This window comes from Pseudoalteromonas sp. P1-16-1b (assembly GCF_001401785.1).
Taxonomy (GTDB): domain Bacteria; phylum Pseudomonadota; class Gammaproteobacteria; order Enterobacterales; family Alteromonadaceae; genus Pseudoalteromonas; species Pseudoalteromonas undina.
Genome location: NZ_LKGQ01000002.1, coordinates 66,789 through 80,298 on the forward strand (window position 1 = coordinate 66,789; position 13,510 = coordinate 80,298).

Annotated in this window: 12 protein-coding genes; 6 read left to right on the forward strand and 6 right to left on the reverse strand. The window is 41.4% G+C overall.

Features of this window, described 5'->3' with window-relative positions; genetic code table 11:
• Positions 1–28: 28 nt before the first annotated feature.
• Positions 29–1,702, reverse strand: a complete 1,674-nt coding sequence (gene ettA / locus AN392_RS01715) for an energy-dependent translational throttle protein EttA (protein ID WP_008111928.1) — start codon at positions 1,700–1,702, stop codon at positions 29–31.
• A 225-nt stretch (positions 1,703–1,927) separates the two neighbouring features.
• Here ettA and metA point away from each other — a divergent pair, with 225 nt between their 5' ends.
• The 6 genes from metA to AN392_RS01745 all read left to right on the forward strand — a co-directional run bounded on the left by metA (position 1,928) and on the right by AN392_RS01745 (position 9,281).
• Complete coding sequence (gene metA, locus AN392_RS01720; RefSeq protein WP_008111930.1) at positions 1,928–2,875, forward strand: homoserine O-succinyltransferase; 948 nt, start codon at positions 1,928–1,930, stop codon at positions 2,873–2,875.
• Positions 2,865–3,935 carry a homocysteine S-methyltransferase family protein gene (locus AN392_RS01725; protein WP_055011646.1) on the forward strand — a complete coding sequence of 357 codons (1,071 nt, stop codon included), beginning with the start codon at positions 2,865–2,867 and terminating at the stop codon, positions 3,933–3,935. The genes metA and AN392_RS01725 overlap by 11 nt, the downstream gene beginning before the upstream one ends.
• 10 nt (positions 3,936–3,945) lie before the next feature.
• Entirely contained in the window at positions 3,946–6,576 is a 2,631-nt protein-coding gene (metH, locus tag AN392_RS01730) for a methionine synthase (protein ID WP_055011647.1), read from the forward strand.
• 249 nt (positions 6,577–6,825) lie between these two features.
• Positions 6,826–7,692, forward strand: coding sequence for a hypothetical protein (locus tag AN392_RS01735; protein WP_013464370.1), 867 nt, complete (start codon positions 6,826–6,828; stop codon positions 7,690–7,692).
• 54 nt (positions 7,693–7,746) lie between these two features.
• On the forward strand, positions 7,747–8,514 hold the full coding sequence (locus AN392_RS01740; protein WP_055011648.1) for a hypothetical protein: 768 nt from the start codon (positions 7,747–7,749) through the stop codon (positions 8,512–8,514).
• A 71-nt stretch (positions 8,515–8,585) separates the two neighbouring features.
• Positions 8,586–9,281, forward strand: a complete 696-nt coding sequence (locus AN392_RS01745; RefSeq protein ID WP_055011649.1) for an aspartate/glutamate racemase family protein — start codon at positions 8,586–8,588, stop codon at positions 9,279–9,281.
• A gap of 75 nt (positions 9,282–9,356) precedes the next feature.
• Here the strand turns inward: AN392_RS01745 and AN392_RS01750 are convergent, their stop codons facing one another.
• From AN392_RS01750 to flgA, 5 genes are all read right to left on the reverse strand, one after another.
• Complete coding sequence (locus AN392_RS01750; RefSeq protein ID WP_008111942.1) at positions 9,357–9,554, reverse strand: CsbD family protein; 198 nt, start codon at positions 9,552–9,554, stop codon at positions 9,357–9,359.
• 324 nt (positions 9,555–9,878) lie between these two features.
• Positions 9,879–11,396 carry a DUF3360 family protein gene (locus AN392_RS01755; protein WP_055011650.1) on the reverse strand — a complete coding sequence of 506 codons (1,518 nt, stop codon included), beginning with the start codon at positions 11,394–11,396 and terminating at the stop codon, positions 9,879–9,881.
• A gap of 507 nt (positions 11,397–11,903) precedes the next feature.
• Positions 11,904–12,326, reverse strand: coding sequence for a flagellar export chaperone FlgN (gene flgN, locus AN392_RS01760; RefSeq protein WP_010391136.1), 423 nt, complete (start codon positions 12,324–12,326; stop codon positions 11,904–11,906).
• The gene (gene flgM / locus AN392_RS01765; RefSeq protein ID WP_055011651.1) at positions 12,323–12,613 is read right to left on the reverse strand and encodes a flagellar biosynthesis anti-sigma factor FlgM; all 291 of its coding nucleotides are present in this window, start codon (positions 12,611–12,613) and stop codon (positions 12,323–12,325) included. The genes flgN and flgM overlap by 4 nt, the downstream gene beginning before the upstream one ends.
• 93 nt (positions 12,614–12,706) lie before the next feature.
• Positions 12,707–13,468 (reverse strand): flagellar basal body P-ring formation chaperone FlgA, encoded by a 762-nt coding sequence (gene flgA / locus AN392_RS01770; protein WP_055011652.1) that lies wholly within the window; start codon positions 13,466–13,468, stop codon positions 12,707–12,709.
• Positions 13,469–13,510: the final 42 nt, after the last annotated feature.

Below are 13,510 nucleotides of genomic sequence, written 5' to 3' on the forward strand. Positions count from 1 at the left end.
AGGGCTTTTAACTTATTCACTGTGGCTGTTAGCCAATTTTTTTATACTTTATGCGCTTAGGCTGTGCAGCTTCTGCGCCAAGAGTCTTTTTAAGCCACTCTTCGTATTCAGTGTAGTTACCATCAAAGAAGTTAATTTGGCCTTCGTCGCGGTAATCTAAAATGTGTGTAGCAATACGGTCAAGGAACCAACGGTCATGCGAGATACACATTACACAACCTGGGAATTCTAAAATAGCATTCTCAAGAGCACGTAATGTTTCAACGTCCAAGTCATTAGTTGGCTCATCTAGAAGTACCACGTTGCCGCCTGCTTTTAACAGTTTAGCTAGGTGTAAACGGTTGCGCTCACCGCCAGATAAGTCTTTAACAAACTTTTGCTGATCGTTGCCTTTAAAGTTAAAACGGCTAACGTAAGCACGGCTTGGGAACTCAAAGTTACCAATTTTTAGTACATCTTGGCCGTCAGAGATTTCTTGGAATACCGTTTTGCTTTCGTCCATGTTGCCACGGAACTGATCAACAGTTGCCAGTTCTACTGTTTCACCAATGCTGATATTACCGCTATCTGGCTGCTCTTCACCGCTTAACATTTTGAATAGCGTAGATTTACCTGCACCATTGGCACCAATAATACCCACAATAGCGCCCTTAGGCATGCTAAAGCTTAAGTCATCAATTAAAACGCGGTCGCCAAAGCTTTTACGTAAGTTGTTTACTTCTAATACTTGGTCACCTAAACGTGGGCCAGGTGGAATAAACAATTCGTTGGTTTCGTTACGTTTTTGGTAATCAGACTGTTGTAGCTCGCTAAACTGCGCCATACGTGCTTTTGACTTAGCTTGACGACCTTTAGGGTTTGAACGCACCCACTCAAGTTCTTGTGCAATTGATTTTTGACGTGCTTTTTCAGATTTTTGCTCTTGTTGTAAGCGGGCATCTTTTTGCTCAAGCCAAGAAGAGTAGTTACCTTCCCACGGAATACCTTCACCACGGTCAAGCTCTAAAATCCAACCTGCTACATTATCAAGGAAGTAACGGTCATGCGTTACTGCCACAACAGTGCCTTCGTAGTCATGTAAGAAGCGCTCTAACCAGGCAACCGACTCAGCATCTAAGTGGTTAGTTGGTTCATCGAGAATCAGCATGTCTGGTTTTTCAAGTAACAAACGACAAATAGCAACACGACGGCGCTCGCCACCCGATAGGTGCTCAATTTTAGCATCCCACTCAGGTAAACGAAGTGCATCGGCAGCACGCTCTAATACGTTATCGATATTATGACCATCGTGGGCTTGAATAACCGCTTCTAATTCACCTTGCTCTTTAGCCAGTGCGTCAAAGTCAGCACCTTCCATTGCGTATTCGTTATACACTTCGTCAAGGCGGTTAAGGGCATGTTTTACTTCACCTACAGCTTCTTCAACAATTTCACGAACTGTTTTGCTTTCGTCCAAAACAGGCTCTTGCGGTAAGTAACCAATTTTAGTGCCTGGTTGAGGGCGAGCTTCACCTTCAAACTCTTCATCAACACCCGCCATAATGCGAAGTAGTGATGATTTACCAGAACCATTTAAACCTAGCACACCAATTTTTGCGCCTGGGAAAAAATGCAACGAAATATCTTTTAAGATAGTGCGTTTTGGTGGCACAACCTTAGATACTCGACTCATCGAGAATATAAACTTATCAGGTAAAACCATGGAAGAAGCCTTCAAATAATAATAAAAATTTCAATGCTGTATTGTAGTGGCTCACAGGTGAAACAGTCAACGAATGGCACTGTTTTAAAGTACATATTCAATTTATATAAGCTGCGTGAATAAATTTCATTTAGACATCTATACATCTAGAGGTTGATATTTTTGGCATTCTGTTCATAATGAGAGCGTATTAACTCTCGGTTTTTATGAGCAGGAGCTTTAAGAATGCCAATTACAGTAGAAGACGAATTGCCAGCTATTGCACGTTTACGTCATGAAAACGTGTTTGTAATGCCAAAAACGCGTGCAAAAACCCAAGAAATACGCCCTATGCGTTTGGCTATTCTTAATCTTATGCCTAATAAAGTAGAAACCGAGGTACAGTTTATTCGCTTGTTGGCTAACTCTCCGCTGCAAGTAAATGTTGAGCTATTGCGCCTAGACACGCATCGCAGTAGTAGCAACTCTGAGCAACACTTAGATACTTTTTATCGTTATTTCTCAGAAGTAAAAAACAACAACTACGATGCGCTGTTAATTACCGGTGCACCGCTCGCGCATTTAGAGTATGAAGAAGTAGCGTATTGGGAAGAGCTCAAAGTAATTATTGATTGGGCAGAGCAACATGTAACTTCTACCTTGTTTTCGTGCTGGGCTGCCCACGCGGCCTTATATCACCGTTATAATTTAAAGCGCGATTTAAAAGACAATAAACTCTGTGGGGTGTTTACCCATCAATGCTACTTTGCCCATGGTGCACTTACCCGCGGCTTTGACGATACCTTTTTAGTACCCCACTCACGCTATGGCCACATAGATATTAATAAAATAAACGCCTGTGAAGAGCTGGTGGTATTAGCGGGCTCTGAACGAGTAGGGGCGTATTTACTTAAAAATAAATCGGGCAGCCAAGTGTTTATTACCGGCCACCCCGAATACGATGCCGACAGTTTAAAAGCTGAATATGAGCGCGATTTACAAAAAAGCCCCGATGCGCCAAAGCCTGAAAACTATTTTCCTGATGACGATGCCAGCAAACAACCGTCTAAAACATGGCAAAGCCACGCGTTTTTACTGTTTTCAAACTGGTTAAATTATTACGTTTACCAAACCACACCCTATGATATTAACTTAGTTAGCCAAGACGTAAGGACTAACAACTATGCCGAGTAATCCTCAAAACAATAAGCATCAAGAGCTAAGTGCTACGCTCAAACAGCGCATTTTAATTTTAGATGGTGCAATGGGAACCATGATCCAAACGCATAAGCTTGAAGAGCAAGACTACCGGGGTGAACGTTTTAAAGATTGGCACGTGCTTATTAAAGGTAATAACGATTTATTAAGCCTAACCAAGCCTGAAATTATTACTGATATACACCGCAGTTTTTTAGCCGCCGGTGCCGATATTATCGAAACCAACACCTTTAACTCGACTACCATTTCGATGGAAGATTACGACATGGCGAGTATAAGCCGTGAAGTTAATTTAGAGTCAGCTAAGTTAGCCCGTGCTGTATGTGATGAATTTAGCGCTAAAACCCCAGAAAAACCGCGCTATGTAGCGGGTGTTTTAGGGCCAACATCTAAAACCTGTTCGTTATCTCCGGATGTAAACGACCCGGGCTATCGTAATATCACCTTTGATAAGTTAGTGACTGCGTATGTGGAGTCGACCCTTGCGCTTATGGAGGGCGGTGTAGATATTATTTTAATCGAAACCATATTCGACACGCTTAATGCAAAAGCCGCCTCATTCGCGGTAGAAGAGGCGTTTGAACAAGCAGGGCGTAAATTACCAGTAATGATATCAGGCACTATTACCGACGCCTCAGGCCGCACGCTTTCAGGGCAAACCACCGAAGCATTTTATAACTCTATTCGCCACATTAAGCCGCTTTCAATTGGCTTAAATTGCGCCCTAGGGCCAGATTTATTACGCCAATACGTTGAAGAGCTATCACGTGTGTGCGAAACCTTTGTCTCTGTTCATCCTAACGCGGGCTTACCCAATGAATTTGGAGAATACGACTTAGAAGCAGACGATATGGCAAAAGAGATCATAGATTGGGGTAAATCGGGCTTTATTAATATTGTTGGCGGTTGCTGCGGCACTACGCCTGCGCACATTCGTGCCTTTGCCAAAGGGCTTGAAGGCGCAGCACCACGAAAATTACCAGAGCTTGAAGTGCGTATGCGTTTATCAGGCCTAGAAGCCTGTAACTTAAATTAAGGAGCCGCCAATGACCCAACAAATTGCAGTATTTACCAATGTCGGCGAGCGTACTAACGTAACTGGCTCGGCCATGTTTAAACGTTTGATCATGGAAGAAGACTACGAGACCGCTCTTAATGTGGCCCGCGAACAAGTAGAAAATGGCGCACAGGTTATTGATATCAACATGGACGAAGCCATGCTGGACTCAAAAGCGGCCATGGTTAAGTTTTTAAACTTAATTGCCTCAGAGCCTGATATTTCTAAAGTACCTATAATGGTCGACTCCTCAAAGTGGGAAGTTATAGAAGCAGGCCTAAAGTGTATTCAAGGCAAGGCCATTGTTAACTCCATTTCACTTAAAGAGGGTGAAGAGCCGTTTATTCGCCAAGCTAAAATTATAAAACGCTTTGGCGCCGCCGCTGTTGTGATGGCGTTTGATACCGAAGGTCAAGCCGATACCGCCGATCGTAAGTTTGAAATTTGTGAGCGCAGCTACCGTATTTTGGTCGACGAAATTGGCTTCCCGCCAGAAGACATTATATTCGACCCCAACATATTTGCCGTTGCCACCGGTATAGAAGAGCACGACAACTACGCCGTAGAATTTATTGAAGGCACCCGCCGTATTAAGCAAAACTTACCCCATTGTAAAGTGTCGGGTGGGGTATCAAACGTATCGTTTTCATTCAGAGGTAATAACCCAGTACGTGAAGCGATTCACTCGGTGTTTTTATACCATGCTATAAAAGCGGGTATGGATATGGGCATAGTAAACGCAGGGCAACTTGCGGTTTACGACGACATCCCCGATGAACTTCGCAAAGCCGTAGAAGATGTAATTCTTAACACCGACCCCGGTGCTGGCGAGCGCCTTGTTGAACTTGCGCCTAAATATTCAGGCATGGCACAAGCTGAGCGGGTAGAAGATTTAGAATGGCGCACTTGGTCGGTTGAAAAACGCCTAGAGCATGCTCTAGTAAAAGGCATAACCACCTTTATAGATGAAGATACAGAAGAGTGCCGTGCTGGCGCAGATAAACCTATTCACGTGATTGAAGGGCCACTCATGGACGGCATGAACGTGGTTGGGGATTTATTTGGTGCCGGTAAAATGTTTTTACCCCAAGTGGTTAAGTCGGCCCGTGTAATGAAACGCGCGGTCGCCTACCTTGACCCATTCATTGAAGCCGAAAAAGAAGAGGGCGCGACCAACGGTAAAATTGTTATGGCTACCGTAAAAGGTGACGTGCACGATATAGGTAAAAACATTGTAGGCGTAGTACTGCAATGTAATAACTACGAAGTAATCGACTTAGGCGTAATGGTACCTGCTGAAAAAATACTGCAAACAGCAATTGACGAAAAAGCCGATATTATAGGCCTTTCGGGCTTAATTACCCCATCGCTTGATGAAATGGTACATGTTGCTAAAGAAATGAAGCGTCGTGGCTTTGAGCTGCCGCTAATGATTGGCGGGGCAACCACCTCAAAAGCGCATACCGCAGTTAAAATAGAGCCGCAGTACGACAAAGGCGTGGTGTATGTAAATAATGCCAGCCGCGCCGTGGGTGTGGTGTCTAATTTATTATCAAAAGAGCATAAAGCAGAGTTTTTAGCTAAAACCACCGCCGAATACGACAAAGTACGCGAACAACAAGCACGCAAAAAGCCGCGCTCAAAACCAGTTACCATACAGCGCGCCCGCGATAATGCTGCAAAGCTCGATTGGGATAACTACACCCCACCCGTGCCTAAAAAGCTGGGCGTGACCGAGTTTAAAAATGTATCAATCGCGACTTTACGTAAATACATAGACTGGACGCCGTACTTTATGACCTGGTCAATCGCTGGTAAATATCCGCGCATAATGACCGACGAAGTAGTGGGCGAACAAGCACAAAGCTTGTTTAAAGATGCCAACGATATGCTCGATGAGCTTGAAAAGTCAGGCACTTTGCAGCCATTGGGTGTAATTGGTTTATTCCCAGCAAACCGTGTGGGCGATGACATAGAAATTTACACCGATGAAACGCGCAAAGAGCTATTAACCACCTCGTGTCATTTACGCCAGCAAACCGAAAAAACCGACTTTGCTAACTACTGCCTAGCCGATTACATTGCGCCAAAAGGCACACCCGATTACTTTGGTGCGTTTGCGGTAACAGGTGGCTTAGAAGAAGACGACCTAGCCAATGCGTTCGACGCACAGCAAGACGACTACAATAAAATAATGATAAAAGCGGTTGCTGATAGGCTTGCTGAGGCCTTTGCCGAATACTTGCACGAACAAGTGCGTAAAGAGTATTGGGGTTATGCACCCGATGAAAACCTGCCTAACGATGAGCTAATTCGCGAAAACTACCAAGGTATTCGCCCAGCACCGGGTTACCCAGCGTGCCCAGAGCACACCGAGAAAAAGAAAATTTGGCAACTACTCGATACCGAAAAACGCATTGGTATGCAGCTCACCAGCTCATACGCCATGTGGCCAGGTGCCGCGGTATCAGGTTGGTACTTCTCACACCCACAAGCTAAATACTACGCGGTAGCAGCAGTACAGAAGGATCAGGTAGAAGACTACGCCAAGCGAACGAGTATGACGCTCGCAGAAGCCGAAAGGTGGCTATCGCCTAATTTGGGGTATGAGCCGGAGTAAAGGGAAGTAGTTAAATAGCGAAGCGGTCAGTTTTTAGCTGTCAGCTATCAGTAAAAGAAAAACGAGCCAAATTAGGCTCGTTTTTTATTTTTGTATCTTTTTATCGCAATAAATATCGATAACTCAATTGTTTACATAATAGGCATTAGATGTGACTATTGAATGAATTGAACGTGTAGTCTAGGTATTAATTTTTTGGACTAAGCATAAAGAATACTAAGTTTTAGTTACTCTAATTAAGGAATTATAATGCAGACAATTACGGAAGATCAGCTATCTCTTGAATATTACGGTGCAGCAGTTGAAAAAGGGCAGCTAAAAGCGAAAGATGTTGCTCGCTATATTTTAGCACTAGATGAATTTATGAACGTGATTACAACAGAAGCTTATGGTAAAGATGCATCGCTATGTATGGATGTCTCAGGTTTTAGAGGGCAATCATTTGATATTGATTTTTTACTACAGGTGGTAGGTTTATCCTCTGGAGCATTATTTTGTACTAGCTCCCCCAAAGACCTTATTACTCTGGCTACTGACTCAATTAAATTATGTATTCATTTAGCTGGCAATCAACCGAAGCAGTGCACACCAGATAGTAATGCGAATACAGTTAATATCGAAAACTCTAATGGTCATACTCAGGTATTTCATATTCAAACGCTAAACGTTCTTTCTGATCCAAAAGCTGCTAATTCGTTAGATACATTTATTAGGGAGCCTTTGGTTAAAGGATTAAGCGAAGTAAAGTTAAAATCTTCAAAGTTTGATATCCAAACTAAAGCTTCGGCTAATGATGCTGAATTTTTTAAACCTCTTGATTTCGATTTACCAATTTCAAAAAATACAATTACTACAGGTTTAACGATTGAATCTCCATCCTTTAAAGATGGAAATAAGTGGAAATTATTTGATGGACAGTCCAGTTTTTATGCAGAAATTACTGATAGAGAGTTTATTGATACTGTTGATAAGGGAGAGAGGTTTGGAAAAGGGGATCTATTAATAGTTGAAATGGAAATAATTCAGACTAAAACACCGCAAGGTTTGAAGATCGAAAAACTTATTACGAAAGTTACCGATCATAAAGAAGCGCCTCAACAGAAAGGTATGTTTTAAGATTTTAGGTCAAAGTATTAGCACATAACGAAAGTCAAAATTGAAGGTTTTTTAATGAAGTATCTAAATTATATATTACTTTGCCTATCTCTACTTTTCACATCTAACATATTTGCGCTTGAGCAAAAGTATCATGAGAGTGTTTTACCTGTTATTGCTGCTTTTAAAACGCATGATAAAACTGCGATTGCTGCGCATATTCGCTACCCTCTAAAAAGACGATACCCACTTCCTGATATTAAAAATGAAGCTGAGTTTATTAACCGCTTTGATGAAGTGTTTGACGATGAACTTGTTGCCGTTATTGGTAGCTCTAATATTAATACCGATTGGGATAGAGTAGGTTGGCGCGGTATTATGCTCAATAACGGCGTAATGTGGGTAGACACAGACGGCAAAGTTATTGCTGTGAATACACAAAATGCCACTGAGCAAGCACACGCGGAAAAGTTAATCGCTCAAAATAAACAATCACTTCATTCAAGTATTAAAACCTTTCAAAAACCAATACTTGATTGGGACACAGCAAAATACCGAGTTCGCATTGATGATTTAGGCGATGGAAACTTCCGCTATGCATCGTGGAGCATTGATAAAAGCCCAGGCGACAAGCCTGATATCGTTTTAATTAATGGTGATATTACCTTTGAAGGTAGTGGTGGTAATCATCACTATACGTTTAAAAACGGGCGTTACAGTTACGTGTTACATGTCACTATTATTGGTTGCGATACCTCACCACCAGGTTGGCTTGAAGTATATAAAGACGATAAGCTGTTATTGTCTGACGCTGTGATCAGTGCAGTTAATAAGGCTAATTAAGTTTCTAGTGAAGAGCGGCTATTTTTAACTTACTGTGAAACGCAAACTGTAATCGAGAGTGGGAACTAGCTATGAAAACAATCGGTATGTTGGGTGGTATGAGTTGGGAGTCAACAGCCAGCTATTACAAAGTTTTAAACGAAGGCGTTAAAAACTCGTTGGGTGGACTGCATAGTGCTAAAATTTTTATGGTGAGCGTCGATTTTGCGGAAATTGAAGCACTACAGCATCAAGGCGATTGGCAACAAACAGCTAAGTTACTCACCAAGGCAGCTAAATCTGTAGAGGTTGGTGGTGCCGACTTTTTACTTATTTGTACCAACACTATGCATAAAGTGGCCGATGAGATTGCCAGTAATATTACAATTCCTATTTTACATATTGCTGATGCTACCGCAGAGCAACTAAAACTCGATAATATTTCGCGAGTAGGGTTGTTGGGCACGCAATTTACAATGGAGCAAAACTTTTACAAAGAGCGTTTAACCGATAAGCATAACATTGAGGTATTAATACCTGAGCCTAATGAGCGAAAGCGAGTGCACGAGGTTATTTATTCGCAGTTATGCCAAGGGATCATTGATGACGATTCGCGAGGCGATTATATCCGCATTATAGAGCGCTTATTTGCACAAGGCGCGCAGGCCATCATTTTAGGCTGTACTGAAATCGCCTTGTTGGTAAAGCCAAAACATACGCAGGTTCCGCTTTACGACACCACCAAAATACATGCCGAAGCAGCAGTAAAACTAGCGCTGGCAAAATAGTTAAGCTTGAGATAACAAAAAAACCGCCAATTGGCGGTTTTTTATTAGCAAGTAAAGCTGTTAACACGCTTTATATTAATGACCTTTCTCAAAGTCATTTACTTCGCGCTCGGCCTCATCTTTGGATTTACCGTATTTTTGCTGAATTTTACCAACAAGCTCGGTACGGCTACCTTCAATTTTATCTAAATCATCGTTGGTAAGATCGCCCCATTTTTGCTGCGCTTTACCTTTAAGTTCTTTCCAGTTTCCTTCGATACGATCGCTATTCATAGTTAGCTCCTTATTAAAAGTGATGATTTTTCATTTTAAAAGCGTTACTAATAAAATGATTTTTAACGTTCACTTATAAGGGTGCAAAGCCTATACCAGAAAGTGAAATTTTTAATTTCATTTATATATCAACTGGTTATGGTTTTTTGATACATAAGGTTTTTTAGCTGGTGGCGAGTTTTATAAAAATTCTGCAGGGTGGCTTGTAATTATTTCAGGGACTGTTACTTAAGGGGGGATTATTACAGGAACACTGTGCTGGTTTTTTATAAGTACAATAAAAAAGCGAGCTATTAAAGCTCGCTTTGCTGTTTAATAAAGGAATTAATGTCTAAAGCTTGGCATTAGCGCAGGAATGCCTGGTAGCATACCTACCAGTGCCATTACACCGGTTAATAGCACAAACATAATAAGTGGGATGACCCAGCGGCTCATTCGCGATAAATCAGCACTTCTTTCTTTACAGCCAATAAGGCCTAAGTTATCAAGTAGCATAGTTAGTGACCAACCAAATGCTGGGTTTACTAGGCTTGATGCAAACACCACAATGGCGGCTGATTGGGTGGTTTTACCTTCACGGGTCATTTCCATACCCGCTTCAAGTAGTGGAATAAACACCCCTACAATTAATGCAACACACAATACTGGCTGCCAAATAGCTAAGTCCATTGGATAACCCCAAACACCCGCGATAATACAAAATAACGCAGTTAAAATTGCGCCTGCAGGAATAGGGCGTTTTGCAATAGCTGCAGGAACAATGTAAGTGCCCCAAGATGATGCAAAGTTAGCACCGCCTAATAGCGAGCCAAAGGTTTGTCTTGTTGATGCGCTAAGCATGGTATCGTCAATATTCATTTGTACTTTTTCAGTACGCTCTGGGTAGCTTATTTTTTGAAATACTTGATGGCCTAAAAAGTCAGGCGACCACATAGCAACTGCTAAAACTGCAAAAGGAAGTACAACTACAAAGCTTTCAGCTGTTGGTAAGCCAAGCATCCAACCGGTGTTTTCCCCCCACCAGTACATAGGGTTCATGTTTGGTAAGCCCGGTGCCGTATTAAACTCAAACGGTGCGCCCAATGCAAAAGCAGTAAAACCACCAATTAAACAGCTCAGTGGCACGGCTAACCAGCGTTTTTTGTAATGCTCCAATAAAGCATAAAGTAAAATTGTGGCTAAGATTACGATAAAGGCAATATGGGTCATTTGAATTTCTTCAGCCCATGCAAACAGCTTTTTAACTTGTGAAATGGTACCCACAAAACCCAAATAAAGAAGTAGGCCACCACATACTCCTTTACTGGTGAGCTTGGCCATGAGACTGCCGCCTTTACTAAATGCTAATATCAATCCAAAGGCACCTATGAGTAAACCAAAGGCCATAGGGTGTCCGCCTGCGGCAACCACAATAGGAATTAATGGAATAAGTGGGCCATGAGTACCCGCTAAGTTAGCGGTCGGTAAAATAAAGCCAGAAAATAGTAAAATAAATAACGAAACAATTAAAAGTTCGTAGCGTACGTTTTCAAGTACAAAGCCATCACTCAACCCCAAAGGGCCTGCAAACGTGGCAGCAATGGCTGCAACCATCACAACTTTACCTATAGTTGCGGCCATCGCTGGAATGGTGTCTTCAAATTCAAAGCGATAATCTCTAAACGGTAAATTTGGACGCCAGCGTTTTGGCTGCATAATTTGCAGCTCGTGCTCTAGGTAAGCGTCGCGGCTTTCAAACTCAGAGCTTGGCTTATGAAGATTTTCATAGCTATCGGACACGGTTTGAGTATCCGCTCCTGGTATAGCATCAGATGAATTATCATCTAGCGGCTTGGTGGTCATGACTTCTCCTGCAACTTAGTTGCTAACTCAAAATAAAAATACAGCTTTTACAAAGCAAATGAACGTTGAGTGCGCAGGGTAAAACAGCTTGCTACAGATTGTAATTAGGCAAAAGGTCGTGCATAGCCCAGTTTAACGCTTTGTAAGTGTTAACAAAAATAGCAAAGGGATGTGTTGTAACTGGCTTGTTAAATTTAAAAGGTCTTTAAATTCAGTGGTTTATTGTTTTGTTTTTACAGTGTGATCTTGTCATGCAGAATAGCGAAAAGGTCATAAAATCAGCAGATTCAGCAGCAATCATTCTTTAGTCTAATAAAGGTGACGTTAGCCGCTATTTGCTTATTATAAATACAATTAGCCGCAAAGTTGCACAAAAGCTAATAATACTAAGTTTTAGCGAAACAACTATTTTTGGACTCAAGATAGGGTTTTAAAAGGTAATAATAGGAGTAAAGTGAAAATATAGCGCAAAGTGACTAAACAAGAAAATGCCTTTATGTAACGTATTTATAAAGGCATTTCTGGGTAAGCTTGTTTGTTTTCACCGCCAGTTAAGCGCTGTAATAACCGACGTTGGCTTGAAAGTAATTGCCCTGAGCGTTCATTCATTATTTTGCAGGTTTTAGTTTTTAGCTCAAGCTGATGCAATAGCTTAGTAGTAAGGGTGTTTATATCAACAGGTAGAAGCGCGGTTAATTGTGCTAAACCTTCTTTGCCACCTTGTAAGCCTAAACTCACCAAAAAGCCATCGCGCTGGTTGTGCGATTCATTTAAGCTTTCTAAAAAGCCGAGCATTTTTTTATTATGTGTTTCTAGCTGCACATTACGTTGGCTTAGCAATTCGTATTGCGTTTCAAGTAATTCAATTAACGCGTCTAGCTTAGTAATGTCTTGTTGCAGACTTACAATATACTCTTTTACAGTTTTCATTTTTTATGAAGTTCAACCATAGCGTTAACGGTTTCATCAATATTAATTTTAAATTCACCACTGGCAATTGCCGCTTTCATCATGGCTACTTTATCCATATCAACGTCTGGCTTTGCAGCTAAATCTTGAAATGTTGAGTCTATTGATTTACTTAATGCACTCACTGAGTTTGCTTGCTCTTGTTTAGTCGCTACAGGTTGTTGTTCTGGTTTTGCATCCAGTGAAGAACGCTGGTTTATTTTTTGGCTTTGATCAACCGCAGTGGTTGTTATTGCACTTATATTCATTGTTTATTACCTAATTCGTTTATCGAATTTATATTGCTTAGTTTATATCAGCGACCAAGTACAAGCATTACTTAACTTTTATTTCGACATTTTTTAAAATGTCGCCTCTGCTACGCCTTGCGCAATTACTCTACCTTGAACTACTTTTTTTGATGATAAATTTTTTACATTAATAACCTCACCAAGCTGACCATCTTCAAGAGCAATGGCTTTAACATTGGCTGAGAAAGTTGCGGTATTTATTTGCAGTGAAATATGCTCATTTTTATTGATTAAATACTGCTTTTCTAGGTATCGGGTGGAGATCACCGTGCCTTTATCAATCTCGCGTTTAACGGTGAGTCCAACTAGCTGATCAATACCGGTTTCGCCTTGATGGCGGTGCTTGCCTAAATCCACGCTTTTATATTCTAAGTCTTGCTTATTAAGCACTTTACCTCGGTTTAAAGTGTGCTTGGCAGCTACTAGGTTTATCCACACACTTACTTTGGCACTGGCCCTAAAACGCCAAGCAGGCGATGGGCAAGATACAGAAATACTCACCCTGCCTGCAGGTGGCGTGTGATTTTGTGAGCGAGTGATTTGCAATTCATCACAGCTTAAATTTTCGCTGCCTTTAGGAATAAATAATTCTATATCTTGTCGCTGACTTTGCGAATTAACCGAGCGCAAATAGCTCTTAATTTCACTGTGCAAAAACTGCCGAATTTCTTTATCAAAATTAATGGGGGTGGCCATAGCAAGAGCTGGCAGTAGTCCAATAGTTAAAAGTAAGCGGAAAAGCCAACGCTTCCCTTGGGGAAGTTTAGCTTCCGTGTGCTGGGCTGTTTTTTGCTCTTTTTTTATATAAGTCATTGAAAAAATATACTTTTAAAAGTTGGCATAAAGGTTGTTATA